Origin of the sequence: Leclercia sp. Marseille-Q4284 (genome assembly GCF_916618945.1) — a bacterium.
GTDB classification, from domain to species: Bacteria; Pseudomonadota; Gammaproteobacteria; order Enterobacterales; family Enterobacteriaceae; genus Enterobacter; species Enterobacter tamurae.
Genome location: NZ_CAKAKG010000002.1, coordinates 1,253,623 through 1,271,597, shown reverse-complemented (window position 1 = coordinate 1,271,597; position 17,975 = coordinate 1,253,623). Strand labels below are relative to the sequence as shown.

Below are 17,975 nucleotides of genomic sequence, written 5' to 3'. Positions count from 1 at the left end.
TTATCGTCCCGGGGGATAACGGCTATATCAATGCTACAGGCTTGCCTTTATACTACCGCGCGATTGTTTAGAAACTGCCCAGTTCAAACTAAATGGGAAATCTCCAGTGAAGTTCGTAAAGTATTTATTGATCCTTGCAGTCTGTTGCATTCTGCTTGGAGCAGGCTCGATTTTTGGTTTGTACAAATATATTGAGCCGCAACTGCCTGATGTCGCCACGCTTCGTGATGTACGACTCCAGATCCCGATGCAGGTCTACAGCACGGATGGCGAGCTTATCGCCCAGTACGGTGAGAAGCGCCGTATCCCGCTGACCCTGGATCAGATCCCACCCGTCATGGTGAAAGCCTTTATTGCCACCGAGGACAGCCGCTTTTATGAGCACCATGGCGTCGATCCGGTGGGGATTTTCCGTGCCGCAAGCGTGGCGCTGTTCTCCGGCCATGCCTCTCAGGGTGCGAGTACCATTACCCAGCAGCTGGCACGTAACTTCTTCCTGAGCCCTGAAAAAACGCTGATACGTAAGGTGAAGGAAGTGTTCCTGGCGATCCGCATTGAGCAGATGCTGAATAAAGATGAGATCCTGGAGCTGTACCTCAACAAGATCTATCTCGGCTACCGTGCCTATGGTGTGGGTGCGGCGGCGCAGGTCTATTTTGGCAAATCCATTGAACAGTTAACCCTGAGTGAAATGGCGACCATCGCTGGTCTGCCGAAGGCGCCCTCCACCTTCAACCCGCTCTACTCCCTCAATCGCGCAACCGCCCGCCGCAACGTGGTGCTGTCGCGTATGCTGAGCGAAGGCTATATCAGCCAAACCCAGTTCGATCAGGCGCGCAACGAGGCGATTGACGCCAACTACCATGCGCCGGAAATTGCCTTCTCCGCACCCTATCTCAGCGAGATGGTGCGCCAGGAGATGGTCTCCCGCTACGGCGAGCAGGCCTACGAAGATGGTTACCGCGTCTATACCACCATCAGCCGCAACGTCCAGCAGGGCGCGCAGCAGGCGGTGCGTAACAACGTGATTGATTACGACATGCGCCACGGCTACCGCGGCCCGTCAAACGTGCTGTGGAAGGTGGGCGAGCCCGCCTGGGACAGCAAAAAGATCACCGATACCCTGAAACCGCTCCCGGGCTACGGGCCGTTTGTGGCGGCAGTGGTGACCCATGCCACTCCGCAGGAAGCCACCGCGATGCTCGCGGACGGCACCTCGGTGTCGCTGCGCATGGAGGGCATCCGCTGGGCGCGTCCGTATCGTTCAGATACGCAGCAGGGCGCAACCCCGCGCAAAGTGACCGATGCGGTACAGGCGGGTCAGCAGATCTGGGTCCGTCAGGTGAACGACGCCTGGTGGCTGGGACAGATCCCGGACGTTAACTCCGCGCTGGTCTCCATCGACCCGCATAACGGCGCGGTGCTGGCGCTGGTGGGCGGCTTCGATTTCAACCAGAGCAAATTTAACCGTGCTACCCAGGCGCTGCGCCAGGTCGGCTCCAATATCAAGCCGTTCCTCTACACCGCGGCCATGGATAAAGGCCTGACCCTCGCCAGTATTCTCAATGATGTGCCAATCTCCCGCTGGGACGCCGGGGCTGGTTCCGACTGGCGGCCAAAAAACTCACCGGCCGAGTACGCCGGACCGATTCGCCTGCGTCAGGGGCTGGGGCAGTCGAAGAACGTGGTGATGGTTCGCGCCATGCGCGCCATGGGCGTCGATTACGCGGCGGAGTATCTGCAACGCTTCGGCTTCCCGGCACAGAACATCGTGCATACCGAGTCGCTGGCGCTGGGCTCTGCCTCCTTTACCCCGCTGCAGGTTGCGCGCGGTTATGCGGTGATGGCGAACGGCGGCTTCCTGGTCGATCCGTTCTTCATCAGCAAAATCGAGAACGATCAGGGCGGCGTCCTGTTCGAAGCGAAACCGAAAATTGCCTGCGCAGAGTGTGACATTCCGGTGATTTATGGTGATACGCCAAAATCAGAATCCCTGAACAACCAGGACACGGAAGATGTCGCCATTTCTCAGTCGCAACAAAACGCGGCGGTGCCGATGCCGCAGCTTGAGCAGGCTAACCAGGCGCTGGTTGCGCAGACCGGTGCTCAGGAATACGCCCCGCATGTGATCAATACGCAGCTGGCGTTCCTGATCAAAAGCGCGCTGAACAGCAATATCTTTGGCGAGCCGGGCTGGCAGGGTACAGGCTGGCGTGCCGGTCGCGATCTGCAGCGCAAGGATATTGGCGGCAAGACCGGGACCACCAACAGTTCGAAAGATGCCTGGTTCTCAGGTTACGGTCCTGGTGCGGTGACCTCGGTGTGGATCGGCTTTGACGATCACCGCCGTGATTTAGGCCGTACCACGGCGTCCGGGGCGATTAAGGATCAGATTTCCGGTTACGAAGGCGGGGCCAAAAGTGCTCAGCCAGCGTGGGATGCCTTTATGAAGATGCTGCTGGACGGCGTGCCGGAGCAGCCATTAACGCCACCGCCAGGCGTAGTGACGGTCAATATCGATCGCTACAGCGGTCAGCTGTCCAATGGCGGCAGCAGTCGGGAAGAGTATTTCATCGAAGGCACGCAGCCAACGCATCAGGCGGTGCATGAGGTGGGTACAACACTGATTGATAACGGCGAGACACAAGAGCTGTTCTAAAACGTCTGCCCCCTTTCCCGTTGGGAGAGGGGGGATCCTGCTACAACCTGCCCTGCCCTTTCAGCCACTCCCGCACCAGAAACAGCGCGCTCACGTTCCGGGCTTCGTTAAAATCAGGCTCTTCCAGCAGGTCCATCAGATGCGCCAGCGGCCAGCGCACCTGCGGCAGCGGCTCGGGTTCGTCCCCTTCCAGCCATTCCGGATAGAGATCTTCCGCCAACACGATATTCATTTTGCTGGAAAAATAGGAGGGCGCCATGCTCAGCTTTTTCAGGAAGGTTAACTCCTTCGCACCAAACCCCACCTCTTCTTTCAGCTCACGGTTCGCAGCTTCAAACACCGATTCACCAGGATCAATCAGCCCTTTGGAGAAGCCGAGCTCGTAAGATTCGGTTCCCACCGCGTATTCGCGGATCAGGATCAGATGCTCGTCAACAATGGGCACAATCATGACGGCTTCGCGCGTGGAGGGACGCATACGCTCGTAGACGCGGCGCACGCCGTTACTGAACTCCAGGTCCACACTTTCAACATTAAACAGACGCGATTTAGCGACGGTTTCAACATTCAGGATGGTGGGCTTTTGTAAGGGTTTGCTCATTTTGACGGGTCTTTGCTGGGTGAACTGCCCTCATTGTGCGATACGCCGCACGGTTTCGGCAATGTCAATCGCGCTTTATTTACATTTATGTAACCTATGCAGATTCATTCCTTAATTCAGGTCAAAAGTCAAGAGCTTGAAATTATTCCAGGAATTTGCTGATATCCCGTCAGGTTTAGCTTTGCTATCATCAGCGATCACTGGGATGCGCTTCAATTTGCTCAAGTTCAACGCCTTACATGCCGATAGCCAACCACAGACACGCGTTCACTGTAAAAAAGGTGCTACTGACTACACCTGTAAGAAAAAGTAAGATGGGGAAAGCATGAGCACCATTTTGATTGTCATCGCTGCTGTGCTGGCCTGCGCATGCATTGCAGGGTGGTTATACAGACGTCGGGCGCAGCGTCGATATCGCCTGCCTTATCATAATGCCTTTGCCGGGGCGAATACCCGCAAGCTCACCGCTGAAGAACGCAGCGCGATTGAGCAATACCTTGAGTCTTTCAACCGTATCCAGCAGACGCCGGCGACAGGTGCCAGCGCCGCGCCGGTCTCGTTAAGCCTCAATGCTGAGAGCAATACCGTGCTCTGCGTGACGCGCTCCATTACCCGCTACGGTATTACCACTGACGATCCCAATAAATGGCGTTACTACCTCGACTCGGCTGAGGTGCATCTCCCGCCGTCCTGGGAGCAGTACATCAATGATGAAAACAGCGTTGAGCTGATCCACACCGACTCCATCCCGCTGGTGATCGCCCTCAATGGTCACTCCATCGCGGAGTATGTTCAGGAAGCACCGAACTTTGTGCTGGAGCACGTCAGCTCAACCCAGGCCTCGATTCGTGGTGAAGAGACCGAGCAGATTGAGCTGCTGAATATTCGCCAGGAGACGCACGAAGAGTACGCCCTGAGCCGTCCGGACGGCATTCGCGAAGCGCTGCTGATTGTCACCGCATTCCTGCTCTTTTTCTTCTGCCTGATGAGCCCGGATGTGTTTGCCCCGTGGCTTGCCGGGGGTGGCGTGCTATTGCTGGCGGCCGGACTCTGGGGATTATTCGCCCCACCGGCTAAAAATGCGCTGCGTGAGATCCACTGCCTGCGCGGCACACCAAAACGCTGGGGCCTGTTTGGCGAAAACGATCAGGACCACGTCAACAATATCTCGCTCGGTATTATCGACCTGATCTACCCCCGCCACTGGCAGCCGTGGCTGGCCCAGGATTTAGGGCAAAAAACCGATATTGATATCTATCTGGATCGGCACGTCGTGCGTCAGGGGCGCTATTTATCCCTGCATGACGAGGTCAAAAACTTCCCGCTACAGCACTGGCTGCGCAGCACGGTAATTGCCGGCGGTGCCGGGCTGGTACTGGCGATGCTGGTTTTCCTCGTCCCGCTGGATATGCCGATCAAATTTACCCTGTCGTGGATTAAAGGCGCTCAGACCATCGAGGCCACCAGCGTCGGGGAGCTCGAAAGCGCGGGCGTACGCATTGGCGATACGCTGCGTCTGAAGGGGACCGGGATGTGTAATATCCATGCCCCTGGCACCTGGAATGCACGCCAGAGCTCACCCTTTACGCCGTTTGATTGCTCACAGGTGATCTGGAATGACGCAGCACCCCTGCCGCTGCCGGAATCCGATATCGTCAACAAAGCCACGGCCCTGACCCAGGCGCTGTCGAGCCAGCTGCACCCTAAACCGGAAGATAACTCCCGCGTCAGCCCGGCATTACGCTCCGCCATTCAGAAATCGGGCATGATCCTGCTGGATGACTTTGGCGATATCGTGCTGAAAACCCAGGAGCTGTGTGCCGAGCAGGATGAGTGCATCAGGCTGAAAAATGCGCTGGTGAACCTCGGTAACAGCAAAGACTGGGAGGCGCTGGTTAAACGTGCCGATGGCGGCCGTCTCGATGGCGTCAACGTCCTGCTGCGTCCGGTCAGCGCCGAGTCGCTGGAAAACCTGGTCGCCACTTCTACCGCACCGTTCGTCATGCGCGAAACCTCACGTGCCGCTCAGGCGCTTAACAGCCCGGCCCCCGGCGGCTTTGTGATCGTCAGCGACGAAGGCAGCGAGCTGGTGGATCAGCCCTACCCGTCGGTGGCGCTGTATGATTACCCGGCTCAGGAGCAGTGGGGCGAGTTTCAACGCCTGGCGCAGATGCTGATGCGCACGCCATTCAGCGCGGAAGGGATTGTGACGGGCCTCTTTACCGATGCCAACGGCACCCGCCATGTCGAGCTGCACAGCATGCCGGACAGCGCCGGACTATGGCGCTACATCGCCACCTCCCTGCTGATGCTGACAATGGTGGTGTGCATGCTCTGGAACGCCTTTATGGCCCTGCGCCGCTACCAGCGCTCGCGTACCCGCCTGGCCGATATTCAGCAATACTACGAAAATTGCCTCAACCCGAAGCTTATCCCCGCGCCTGAGAGCCTGATCGGATAACGCTCCCGCGCGGCAGGATATGCTACCCTGTCGCGCACGTTTCCTCTGGCTGGAGTATTCCCCGATGCATTTTGATATCGCCTGGCAGGAGGTCGATACCGTCCTGCTGGATATGGACGGCACACTGCTCGATCTCGCGTTTGATAATCACTTCTGGCAAAAACTGGTACCGGAAACCTACGGCGAGCAACAGGGGATCTCCCCGGCAGAAGCGCAGGAATTCATCCGCCAGCAATATACCGCCGTACAACATACGCTAAACTGGTACTGCCTGGACTACTGGAGCGAACGCCTCGGTCTGGATATTTGCGCGATGACCACCGCTCAGGGCCCGCATGCCGTGCTGCGTGAAGATACCGTTCCCTTTCTTGATGCCCTGAAAGCGAGCGGCAAGCGGCGCATACTGCTGACCAACGCGCATCCGCATAATCTGGCGGTGAAGCTGGAACATACCGGACTGGCTTCACACCTTGATTTATTACTTTCCACCCACACATTTGGTTATCCGAAAGAGGATCAGCGTTTGTGGCAGGCGGTGGCAGAAGAGACCGGCCTGCAGCCAGAACGTACGTTGTTCATTGATGACAGCGAACCGATTCTGGATGCGGCGGCAACCTTTGGCATTCGTTATTGCCTTGGCGTCACCAATCCTGATTCTGGCCTGGCTGAAAAAAGCTATCTGCGGCATCCGGGGCTGAACGACTATCGCCGGATGATCCCCTCACTCACCGTGAAGGAGAAGCCATGAAAGAGAAACCCTCCGAAGGGGTAAGACTGGATAAATGGCTGTGGGCTGCCCGCTTTTACAAAACGCGCGCCCTCGCCCGGGAAATGATTGAAGGCGGCAAAGTGCATTACAACGGGCAGCGCAGCAAACCGAGCAAGCTCGTGGAGCTGAACGCCACCCTGACCCTGCGTCAGGGCAACGACGAACGGACGGTGATCGTGAAAAACATCACCGAACAGCGTCGCCCGGCAACGGAAGCCAGCACCCTGTATGAAGAGACGGCCGAAAGCGTTGAAAAGCGCGAGAAGATGGCGCAGGCGCGTAAGTTAAATGCCCTGACCATGCCGCATCCCGACAGGCGACCGGACAAGAAAGAACGTCGCGATCTGATTAAATTTAAAAATGGCGAGAATGAGTGATTCTTGCTGAACGAGAGATGACTATGGCCCAACACGACCAATTACACCGCTATCTGTTTGAACAATTTGCCGTTCGCGGCGAGCTGGTAACGGTATCCGAAACCTGGAAACAGATCATGGAAAACCACAACTATCCGCAGCCGGTGAAAACCGTGCTGGGTGAGTTGCTGGTAGCCACCAGCCTGCTGACCGCCACCCTGAAATTTGCCGGTGATATCACCGTGCAGCTGCAGGGCGATGGCCCGATGAACCTGGCGGTGATCAACGGCAACAACCAGCAGCAGATGCGCGGCGTGGCGCGCGTACAGGGGGAGATCCCCGAAGGCGCAGACCTGAAAACGCTGGTCGGTAACGGCTACCTGGTGATCACCATCTCTCCGGAAGAGGGTGAACGCTATCAGGGCGTGGTCGGTCTGGAAGGCGATACTCTGGCGGCCTGCCTGGAAGATTACTTCATGCGTTCCGAACAGCTGCCAACCCGCCTGTTCATCCGTACCGGTGAAGTGGATGGCCAGCCTGCAGCCGGCGGTATGCTGCTCCAGGTTCTGCCTGCGCAAGATGCTCAGACCAATGATTTCGAGCATCTGGCCACGCTGACCGAAACCATCAAAGCGGAAGAGCTGCTCACCCTGCCAGCGAACGACGTGTTGTGGCGTCTGTACCACGAAGAAGAGGTGACGCTGTACGATCCGCAGGACGTGGAGTTCAAATGCACCTGTTCCCGTGAACGCTGCGCGGGCGCGCTGAAAACCCTGCCGGATGAAGAGATTGACAGCATCATGGCGGAAGAAGGCGAGATCGACATGCACTGCGATTACTGCGGTTCGCATTACGTCTTCAACGCGATGGACATTGCCGAGATCCGCAATAACGCCTCCCCGGCCGATCCTCAGCTGCACTAAGTTGTTCCGTTAACTGCCCTCTCCCGGGGGCAGTTGACCTTTCTCTCCGCTCCGCTACCCTTTCATTTTACTCACTATTCCTTCCGCTCCTGCTGAATCGTTAACAGTAATGTAAGTCTTTCGTAATTTACTTTCATGTATGCGCTTACACTCACATTCTCGCAGTTAAATTTACCAGCAATTAACCTTTTCAGAACATTTTCACCAACCAAAAAGTGATTCCTGCCATAATCTGCTCCGCGAAGTGACAGGAGTCACAGCGTTTTCCGTCATAAAGGGTTTTTGTCCAGATACGCAAATCTATGAGCCCGGTCGCGGTTAACATTCGAGGAAAAACCCTACAATTTAAGGCAGTATATATTGGCTAAGGAGCAGTGATATGCGTGTTAATGGTTTAACCCCGCAAGATCTCAAGGCTTATGGTATCAACGATGCTCACGATATCGTCTACAACCCCGATTACGATACGCTGTATCAGGAAGAGCTCAATCCAGCACTGGAAGGATACGAACGCGGTATATTGACGACCACCGGCGCTATCGCTGTCGATACCGGTATCTTTACCGGCCGTTCGCCAAAAGATAAGTACATTGTCCGTGACGACACCACCCGCGACACCCTGTGGTGGGCGGATAATGGTAAAGGGAAGAACGACAACAAAGCGATCTCCCCGGAAATCTGGCAGCAGCTGAAATCCCTCGTCACCCAACAACTCTCCGGTAAGCGTCTGTTCATTGTGGATGCTTACTGCGGCGCTAACGCCGACACCCGTCTTTCCGTCCGCTTCATCACCGAAGTCGCCTGGCAGGCGCATTTCGTGAAGAACATGTTCATTCGCCCCACCGATGAAGAGCTGCAGAGCTTCGAACCTGACTTTGTGGTGATGAACGGTGCGAAGTGCACCAACCCGAACTGGAAAGAACAGGGACTGAACTCAGAAAACTTTGTCGCCTTTAACCTGACGGAACGTATCCAGCTGATCGGCGGGACCTGGTACGGCGGCGAAATGAAGAAAGGGATGTTCTCGGTGATGAACTACCTGCTGCCGTTACAGGGCATTGCCTCCATGCACTGCTCGGCAAACGTCGGCGAGAAAGGCGACGTGGCGGTGTTCTTCGGCCTCTCCGGCACCGGGAAAACCACCCTCTCCACCGATCCGAAACGCCGCCTGATTGGCGACGACGAGCACGGCTGGGATGATGACGGTGTGTTCAACTTCGAAGGCGGCTGCTACGCCAAGACCATTCGTCTGTCGGCAGAAGCGGAGCCGGATATCTTCCAGGCGATCCGCCGCGATGCGCTGCTGGAGAACGTGACGGTGCGTGCCGACGGCTCGGTCGATTTTGACGATGCGTCAAAAACCGAGAACACCCGCGTCAGCTACCCTATCTATCACATCGACAACATCGTTAAGCCAGTGTCGAAAGCCGGCCACGCGACCAAGGTGATCTTCCTCACCGCCGACGCGTTCGGCGTGCTGCCGCCGGTTTCACGTCTGACCGCCAGCCAGACCCAGTATCACTTCCTCTCCGGTTTTACCGCCAAGCTGGCCGGGACCGAGCGCGGCGTGACTGAGCCAACCCCCACCTTCTCCGCCTGTTTCGGCGCGGCCTTCCTGTCGCTGCACCCGACGCAGTACGCTGAAGTGCTGGTGAAGCGCATGCAGGCCTCTGGTGCCCAGGCTTACCTGGTCAACACCGGCTGGAACGGCACCGGCAAGCGTATCTCAATCAAAGATACCCGCGCCATTATCGACGCCATTCTGAATGGTTCCCTGGATGATGCAGAGACCTTCACCCTGCCGATGTTTGATCTGGCAATCCCGACCGAACTGCCGGGCGTGGACAGCCATATCCTCGACCCACGCAATACCTACGGTTCACCGGAGCAGTGGCAGGAAAAAGCCACCCAGCTGGCGAAACTGTTTAAGGAAAACTTCGAGAAGTACACCGATACGCCAGCAGGTGCGGCGTTGGTGAGTGCGGGACCAAGGTAAAAGCAAAAAGGCAACGCAAGTTGCCTTTTTTAATGTGTGCGCCCTCTCCCTGTGGGAGAGGGTCGGGGTGAGGGCATCAGGCCGCACCCCTTTTTTTAACTCTCTTTCACCTGTCGCGTAAACGGAACCGGTAGCCACGCGCGGATGCATAACCCGCCCCGCTCGCTGGTACCAATCTCCAGCAGACCGTTATGGTTATCCACGATACGCTGAACAATCGCCAGGCCTAAACCGGTGCCGCTGGTGCTGCGCGCGCTGTCGCCACGCACAAAAGGCTGGAACAGATGTTTACGCTGCTCCGGCTTAATGCCCGGACCGTCATCTTCCACCTGGAACCAGGCGCGGTTCAGTTCAGACCCACTGCTGACCTTGATCCAGCCGTTGCCGTAGCGGGCGGCGTTAACCACCATATTCGCCACTGCACGCTTGATGGAGAGTGGATGCATGCGAACGGTGATATCCCCCGGCTGCAGATCGGTTTCGATCTCACGCTCGTAACCACTCTCGGCCGCCACCACTTCGCCCAGCACCGCGTTCAGCTCGGCGATCTCCATCGGCATCTCCTGCCCGGTGCGCAGGTAGTCGATGAACTGCTCGATAATGGCGTTGCACTCTTCGATGTCTTTATTGATGGACTCCGCCAGGTAGCCGTCCTCCTCGCCCATCATTTCAGTGGCGAGGCGAATACGCGTCAGCGGAGTGCGCAGGTCATGGCTGACCCCGGCCATCAGCAGGGTTCGATCGTCGGCCAGCTGTTTAACGCCTGCCGCCATATGGTTGAAGGCGCGGGTCACCGACCGCACTTCCGACGCGCCATACTCGCGCAGCGGAGGCGGGATAATGCCTTTACCGACCTGAAGCGCCGCATGCTCCAGGTCGACCAGCGGTCGGTTCTGGATACGGATAAACAGCCAGGCGCCGCCTATCGCCAGCAACATAATCGCCAGGGTGTAACGGAACAGCGGCGAGAAGTCGCCCTGATGGATTTCGGTCAGCGGCACGCGCACCCAGATGTTGGGTGACAGCCAGGTTTTCAGCCAGACCACCGGCGAGCTTTTGTTGACCTCAACGCGCACTTCCGTCGGGCCACCCAGCTGCTGCGCCATCTGCTGGCTGAGGAATTCGTAATGCTGTGCCCAGCGCAGGCCTGCGTCTTCCGCCGCTTCGTTGGAATAGAGCGATATCCCCAGCTCACGGTAGATTTCACGGCGAAACGCCGGTGGCACCACCAGCTGCGTGCCGTCCTCCAGCTGCAGTTTATCGGTCATCAGCATACGTACTTCGTAGGCAAGGACCTTATTAAACTGCTGGAGGCTCGGCAGGATCGCAAAGTTCAGCACCACCAGATAGGTCGTCACCAGGCTGACAAACAGCAGGGTGACGATCAGTAACAGGGTGCGGGCAAACGAGCTACGCGGCGAGAAACGCATTCGCCTCATGCTTTAGAGCCGTCCGGGACAAACACGTAGCCCAGACCCCAGACGGTCTGGATATAGCGCGGATGCGCCGGATCCTCTTCCACCATGCGACGCAGGCGGGAGATCTGTACGTCGATGGAACGCTCCATCGCGGAGTATTCACGGCCACGCGCCAGGTTCATCAGCTTGTCGCGGGAGAGCGGCTCACGCGGGTGGCTGACTAAGGCTTTGAGGACCGCAAATTCACCGCTGGTCAGCGGCATCGGCTCGTCTTCACGGAACATCTCGCGGGTACCGAGGTTCAGCTTGAACTTACCGAAGGCGATCACCGCCTCTTCCTGCGACGGCGCGCCCGGCAATTCGTTCGCCTGACGACGCAGTACGGCACGAATACGGGCCAGCAGCTCACGCGGGTTAAACGGTTTTGGAATGTAATCGTCGGCGCCAATTTCGAGGCCCACGATACGGTCAACTTCTTCCCCTTTCGCCGTGACCATAATGATCGGCATCGGGTTGCTTTGGCTACGCAGGCGGCGGCAGATGGAGAGCCCATCTTCGCCCGGCAGCATCAGATCCAGCACCATCAGGTGGAAGGATTCGCGGGTCAACAGGCGATCCATCTGTTCGGCGTTGGCGACGCTACGAACCTGGAAGCCCTGCTCGGTCAGATAACGCTCGAGTAGCGCACGCAGGCGCATGTCGTCATCCACCACCAGAATCTTATAATTCTCTTGCATTGTCAGTACTCCCAAAGGTTCGGATAATCTTGAACAGCGTATTCTAAAAAAGTGGGCGTTCACGACCAGCTAATTCTGGTATAAATTCTAGTCGAAATTGTTACAAAGCATATTTTACAGCAGCTTATCTGCACAATTCGTCACATAACTCATTATTAATCTTGTCTGTTAAGCTAAGTGATACGTAATGTGCGCAAGGTATGCAACCAAAGTCGTAAGGCCAGAGAATGAAAACGCCCCTGATCACCCGCGAAGGGTATGAAAATCTGAAGAAAGAGATGGACACGCTGTGGCGGGAAGAGCGCCCGGAGGTGACGAAAAAAGTGACCTGGGCTGCCAGCCTCGGTGACCGCAGTGAAAACGCCGACTACCAGTACAACAAAAAGCGGCTGCGGGAAATCGATCGCCGGGTGCGCTATCTGACCAAATGTCTCGAGCACCTGAAAATTGTCGATTATTCCCCGCAGCAGGAGGGCAAAGTTTTCTTCGGCGCGTGGGTGGAGATCGAAAACGACGACGGCGATCTGAAGCGCTTTCGGATTGTCGGCTACGATGAAATTTTTGGTCGTAAGGATTACATCTCGATCGACTCGCCAATGGCCCGGGCGCTGCTGAAAAAAGAGGTTGGCGATCTGGCCGTGGTGCATACCCCCGCCGGGGAAGCGACCTGGTATGTGAACGCCATTGACTATGTGAAATAACCCGCCGGAACAATCCGAGAGCCTGGCGCGGCGGCTGGCATTTTGCCGTGTCAGTCCGTATAACTATCCCCTGATTTTTTCGACCCACAAGATGAAATAGCCATGATGAAAGATTCGCTCTGCCGCATTATTGCGGGTGAACTTCAGGCAAGGGCGGAACAGGTAGAAGCTGCCGTTCGCCTGCTTGATGAAGGGAACACCGTGCCGTTTATCGCACGTTATCGTAAGGAAGTGACTGGCGGTCTGGATGATACGCAGCTGCGTAACCTGGAAACCCGCCTTGGCTATCTGCGTGAACTGGAAGAGAGGCGTCAGGCGATCCTGAAATCCATCGGTGAACAGGGCAAGCTGACCGACGATCTGGCCAAAGCCATTAACACCACCCTGAATAAAACCGAACTCGAAGACCTCTACCTGCCGTACAAACAAAAACGCCGCACCCGCGGGCAGATCGCCATTGAAGCCGGCCTCGAGCCGCTGGCGGATCTGCTGTGGACGACGCCGTCCCACGACCCGGAAACCGCAGCCGCGACGTTTATCGATGCCGATAAAGGCGTGGCCGACACCAAAGCCGCCCTCGATGGCGCACGCTACATTCTGATGGAACGCTTTGCCGAAGATGCTGCCCTGCTGGCAAAAGTGCGTGACTACCTGTGGAAGAATGCCCATATCGTCTCCACCGTCGTCGCCGGTAAAGAGGAAGAAGGGGCGAAATTCCGCGACTACTTCGATCACCACGAACCGATTTCGACCGCGCCGTCGCACCGCGCGCTGGCGATGTTCCGTGGCCGCAATGAAGGCGTGCTGCAGCTCTCCCTGAATGCCGACCCGCAGTTTGACGAGCCGCCGAAAGAGAGCCACGGCGAGCAGATCATTATCGACCATCTCGGCCTGCGCCTGAACAATGCCCCGGCGGACAGCTGGCGCAAAGGGGTGGTGAGCTGGACCTGGCGCATCAAGGTGCTGATGCACCTCGAAACCGAACTGATGGGCACCGTGCGCGAACGCGCCGAAGACGAGGCGATTAACGTTTTTGCCCGTAACCTGCACGATCTGCTGATGGCCGCTCCGGCGGGCCTGCGCGCCACCATGGGCCTCGATCCAGGCCTGCGTACCGGCGTAAAAGTGGCGGTCGTGGACGGCACCGGCAAGCTGGTGGCCACCGACACCATCTACCCGCACACCGGCCAGGCGGCCAAAGCGGCCGTCGCCGTGGCGGCGCTGTGTGAGAAGCACAACGTCGAGCTGGTGGCGATCGGCAACGGTACCGCCTCGCGTGAAACCGAGCGTTTCTTCCTCGATCTGCAGAAGCAGTTCCCGAAAGTGACGGCGCAAAAGGTGATTGTCAGCGAAGCGGGCGCCTCGGTGTACTCCGCGTCTGAACTGGCCGCCCTCGAATTCCCGGATCTGGACGTCTCCCTGCGTGGCGCGGTCTCTATCGCCCGCCGCCTGCAGGATCCGCTGGCCGAGCTGGTGAAGATCGACCCGAAATCCATCGGCGTGGGCCAGTACCAGCATGACGTCAGCCAGACGCAGCTGGCGCGTAAGCTGGATGCGGTGGTGGAAGACTGCGTGAACGCCGTCGGCGTTGACCTGAACACCGCTTCCGTCGCCCTGCTGACCCGCGTGGCCGGTTTAACCCGTATGATGGCGCAAAACATCGTTGCCTGGCGCGATGAGAACGGTCAGTTCCAGAACCGCCAGCAGCTGCTGAAGGTGAGCCGTCTGGGGCCGAAGGCGTTCGAACAGTGCGCAGGCTTCCTGCGTATCAACCACGGCGACAACCCGCTGGATGCCTCCACCGTTCACCCGGAAGCTTACCCGGTTGTTGAGCGCATTCTGGCGGCCACCCAGCAGGCGCTGAAGACGCTGATGGGCAACAGCAGCGAACTGCGTAACCTGAAAGCGGTCGACTTCACCGATGAGAAGTTCGGCGTACCGACGGTGTCCGACATCATCAAAGAGCTGGAGAAGCCGGGCCGCGACCCGCGTCCGGAATTCAAAACCGCAACCTTTGCCGACGGCGTGGAGACGATGAACGACCTGCTGCCGGGCATGGTACTGGAAGGCGCGGTCACCAACGTCACTAACTTTGGTGCCTTTGTCGATATCGGCGTGCATCAGGACGGTCTGGTGCATATCTCCTCTCTGGCCGACAAGTTCGTGCAGGATCCGCACACCGTGGTGAAAGCCGGCGACATCGTGAAGGTGAAAGTGCTGGAGGTGGATCTGCAGCGCAAGCGTATCGCCCTGACCATGCGTCTGGACGAGCAACCTGGCGAGACCAACGCCCGTCGTGGCAGCGGGAACAGCGATGCCCGTCAGCAGCAGCGTCCAGCGGCGAAACCGCGCGGACGTGAAGCACAGCCCTCCGGCAACAGCGCGATGATGGATGCGCTGGCGGCGGCGATGGGTAAAAAGCGCTAACATACGTAATGCCCGGTGGCGCTTCGCTTACCGGGCCTACGGTTTGTAGGCCGGGCAAACGCAGTGCCGCCCGGCAAGCAGAGCGCAAGAATTAAAATAAAAACATACTCACCTATTTTATAAATATGAAACCGATTGCATATCCGTATTTAAACTAATAATTATCACTCCATTAACAATAAATCTTTTTATCTCATACCATCATTGCCCGCAAATATTGAGCAAGGTCAATCAGTCCGCAAATTAATAGCCGTATCTACATTCCGTCACATATTAATTATTGATGACAGAAACCATTCTCATTACCATTGTGCCTGTTGATTATTTAACCGTCCGTTAAGTAGGCACTATGCAATTCACTCCAGACAGCGCGTGGAAAATTACCGGCTTCACCCGCGACATCAGCCCGGCCTATCGGCAGAAACTGCTCTCCCTGGGGATGCTGCCCGGCTCCTCTTTCAATGTGGTGCGCGTTGCTCCCTTGGGCGATCCGGTGCATATCGAAACCCGACGTGTGAATCTGGTTCTGCGTAAGAAAGATCTCGCCTTAATAGAAGTTGAAGCCCTGTCTCAATAACACGCCAGCTCCCGTAGCGAGTCGAAAAGAATGAAAAAATTAACCATTGGCTTAATTGGCAATCCCAATTCCGGCAAGACCACCTTATTTAACCAGCTTACCGGCGCGCGCCAGCGGGTCGGTAACTGGGCCGGTGTCACCGTCGAACGTAAAGAGGGTCAGTTCGCGACTACCGATAATCAGGTCACCCTCGTCGATCTGCCCGGCACCTACTCATTAACCACCATCTCCTCCCAGACCTCGCTGGATGAGCAGATCGCCTGCCACTACATTCTGAGCGGCGACGCCGACCTGCTGATCAACGTGGTGGATGCCTCGAACCTCGAGCGCAATCTCTACCTGACCTTACAGCTGCTGGAGCTGGGCATCCCCTGCGTGGTGGCGCTGAACATGCTCGATATTGCGGAAAAGCAGCAGATCCGCATCGACGTCGACGCCCTCTCCGCCCGTCTCGGCTGCCCGGTGGTGCCGCTGGTCTCTACCCGCGCCCGCGGGATCGACGCCCTTAAGCTGGCGATTGACCGCCACACCCGCAATGCCGACGTAGAGCTGGTGCATTACGCCCAGCCGCTGCTGCGGGAAGCCGGGATCCTCGCCCAGGAGATGGCGCACAGCATGCCGTTCAAACAGCGTCACTGGCTCGGCCTGCAGATGCTGGAAGGGGATATCTACAGCCGCGCCTATGCCGGTGACGCCGCGCAGTATCTGGATGTCTCCCTCGCGCGGTTAAACGATGAGCTGGACGACCCGGCCCTGCACATTGCCGATGCCCGCTATCAGAGCATTAATGCCATTTGCGACGTGGTCAGCAACGCCCTCACCGCCGAACCAAGCCGCTTTACCCGGGCGATGGACAGCGTGATCCTCAACCGTTTCCTTGGCCTGCCGGTGTTCCTGCTGGTGATGTACGTGATGTTCCTGCTGGCCATTAACATCGGCGGCGCGTTACAGCCGCTGTTTGATGTCGGCTCGGTGGCGATCTTCATTCACGGCATTCAGTGGCTGGGCTACACCCTGCACCTGCCGGAGTGGCTGACCATTTTCCTCGCCCAGGGGCTGGGCGGCGGCATCAACACCGTCCTGCCGCTGGTGCCGCAGATCGGCATGATGTATCTGTTCCTCTCCTTCCTGGAGGACTCCGGTTACATGGCCCGTGCGGCCTTCGTGATGGATCGCCTGATGCAGGCCCTCGGCCTGCCGGGCAAATCCTTTGTGCCGCTGATTGTCGGCTTTGGCTGCAACGTGCCGTCGGTGATGGGTGCCCGCACCCTGGATGCGCCCCGCGAACGCCTGATGACCATCATGATGGCGCCGTTTATGTCCTGTGGCGCCCGGCTGGCAATCTTCGCGGTGTTTGCTGCGGCCTTCTTCGGCCAGGAGGGGGCGCTGGCGGTCTTCTCGCTGTACGTGCTGGGCATCGTGATGGCGATCCTCACCGGCCTGATGCTCAAACACACCATCATGCGTGGCGAAGCATCGCCGTTCGTGATGGAGCTGCCGGTCTACCACGTCCCACACCTGAAAAGCCTGCTGATCCAGACCTGGCAGCGGCTGAAAGGCTTTGTCCTGCGGGCGGGTAAAGTGATTGTGGTGGTCAGTATCTTCCTCAGCGCCCTGAACAGCTTTACGCTCAGCGGCCAGGCGGCGGACAACATTAACGACTCGGCGCTGGCCTCCGTCAGCCGCGTCATCACCCCGCTGTTCAAACCGATTGGCGTGCATGAAGACAACTGGCAGGCCACCGTCGGGCTGTTCACCGGCGCGATGGCAAAAGAGGTGGTAGTCGGCACACTGAACACCCTCTACACCGCAGAAAATATTCAGGACGAGGAATTCAACCCGGCGGAGTTCCATCTCGGAGACGAACTCTTCAGCGCGGTGGATGAAACCTGGCAGAGCCTGAAAGAGACCTTCAGTCTGAGCGTGCTGGCCAACCCGATTGAAGCCAGCAAAGGCGACGGGGAGATGGCAACCGGCGCGATGGGCGTGATGAGCGAGAAATTTGGCAGCGCCTCGGCGGCCTACAGCTACCTGATCTTCGTCCTGCTCTACATTCCATGCATCTCGGTGATGGGGGCCATCGCCCGCGAATCGAGCCGCGGCTGGATGGGCTTTTCTGTCCTCTGGGGGCTGAATATTGCCTACTCGCTGGCAACGGTGTACTACCAGACGGTGAACTTCAGCCAGCATCCGCACTACAGCCTGGTCTGTATCCTGGCGGTAGTGCTGTTTAACGTGATGGTGATGGGCCTGCTGCGCCGGGCGCGCAGCCGCGTGGATGTCAACCTGCTGGCGAAAGGCAGAACCGCAGCGGCCTGCTGCGACAGCCCGGCCAGCGACTGTCATTAGG

Annotated in this window: 13 protein-coding genes; 10 read left to right on the top strand and 3 right to left on the bottom strand. The window is 57.7% G+C overall.

Annotated features, from left to right (window positions below; genetic code table 11):
• Positions 1–106 precede the first annotated feature (106 nt).
• On the top strand, positions 107–2,659 hold the full coding sequence (mrcA, locus tag LG383_RS20705; protein ID WP_225760063.1) for a peptidoglycan glycosyltransferase/peptidoglycan DD-transpeptidase MrcA: 2,553 nt from the start codon (positions 107–109) through the stop codon (positions 2,657–2,659).
• A 40-nt stretch (positions 2,660–2,699) separates the two neighbouring features.
• Here the strand turns inward: mrcA and nudE are convergent, their stop codons facing one another.
• Entirely contained in the window at positions 2,700–3,260 is a 561-nt protein-coding gene (gene nudE / locus LG383_RS20700; RefSeq protein ID WP_106995207.1) for an ADP compounds hydrolase NudE, read from the bottom strand.
• Between the two features lie 325 nt (positions 3,261–3,585).
• Here nudE and LG383_RS20695 point away from each other — a divergent pair, with 325 nt between their 5' ends.
• The 5 genes from LG383_RS20695 to pckA all read left to right on the top strand — a co-directional run bounded on the left by LG383_RS20695 (position 3,586) and on the right by pckA (position 9,765).
• Positions 3,586–5,721: an intracellular growth attenuator family protein gene (locus tag LG383_RS20695; protein WP_166184401.1), complete on the top strand. Its 2,136-nt coding sequence runs from the start codon at positions 3,586–3,588 to the stop codon at positions 5,719–5,721.
• A gap of 64 nt (positions 5,722–5,785) precedes the next feature.
• Entirely contained in the window at positions 5,786–6,469 is a 684-nt protein-coding gene (yrfG, locus tag LG383_RS20690; protein ID WP_106995209.1) for a GMP/IMP nucleotidase, read from the top strand.
• Positions 6,466–6,867 (top strand): ribosome-associated heat shock protein Hsp15, encoded by a 402-nt coding sequence (gene hslR / locus LG383_RS20685; RefSeq protein ID WP_032614815.1) that lies wholly within the window; start codon positions 6,466–6,468, stop codon positions 6,865–6,867. Before yrfG ends, hslR begins: the two co-directional genes overlap by 4 nt.
• A 23-nt stretch (positions 6,868–6,890) precedes the next feature.
• A complete protein-coding gene (gene hslO / locus LG383_RS20680) occupies positions 6,891–7,769 on the top strand; it encodes an Hsp33 family molecular chaperone HslO (protein ID WP_106995210.1) in 879 nt (292 codons plus the stop codon).
• A gap of 379 nt (positions 7,770–8,148) precedes the next feature.
• Positions 8,149–9,765, top strand: a complete 1,617-nt coding sequence (gene pckA / locus LG383_RS20675; protein ID WP_166184404.1) for a phosphoenolpyruvate carboxykinase (ATP) — start codon at positions 8,149–8,151, stop codon at positions 9,763–9,765.
• 95 nt (positions 9,766–9,860) lie between these two features.
• Here pckA and envZ read toward each other — a convergent pair whose 3' ends face one another.
• Entirely contained in the window at positions 9,861–11,204 is a 1,344-nt protein-coding gene (gene envZ, locus LG383_RS20670; RefSeq protein WP_106995212.1) for a two-component system sensor histidine kinase EnvZ, read from the bottom strand.
• Positions 11,201–11,920 (bottom strand): two-component system response regulator OmpR, encoded by a 720-nt coding sequence (gene ompR, locus LG383_RS20665; RefSeq protein ID WP_001157751.1) that lies wholly within the window; start codon positions 11,918–11,920, stop codon positions 11,201–11,203. Before ompR ends, envZ begins: the two co-directional genes overlap by 4 nt.
• 227 nt (positions 11,921–12,147) lie before the next feature.
• On the opposite strand from ompR, the gene greB reads away from it, so the two are divergent.
• The 4 genes from greB (at position 12,148) to feoB (ending at position 17,974) form a co-directional block, all read left to right on the top strand.
• Entirely contained in the window at positions 12,148–12,621 is a 474-nt protein-coding gene (gene greB / locus LG383_RS20660; RefSeq protein WP_166184406.1) for a transcription elongation factor GreB, read from the top strand.
• A gap of 102 nt (positions 12,622–12,723) precedes the next feature.
• On the top strand, positions 12,724–15,048 hold the full coding sequence (locus tag LG383_RS20655; RefSeq protein ID WP_225760062.1) for a Tex family protein: 2,325 nt from the start codon (positions 12,724–12,726) through the stop codon (positions 15,046–15,048).
• A gap of 349 nt (positions 15,049–15,397) precedes the next feature.
• Entirely contained in the window at positions 15,398–15,625 is a 228-nt protein-coding gene (gene feoA, locus LG383_RS20650) for a ferrous iron transporter A (RefSeq protein ID WP_106995215.1), read from the top strand.
• 30 nt (positions 15,626–15,655) lie between these two features.
• On the top strand, positions 15,656–17,974 hold the full coding sequence (gene feoB, locus LG383_RS20645) for a Fe(2+) transporter permease subunit FeoB (RefSeq protein WP_225760061.1): 2,319 nt from the start codon (positions 15,656–15,658) through the stop codon (positions 17,972–17,974).
• Position 17,975: the final 1 nt, after the last annotated feature.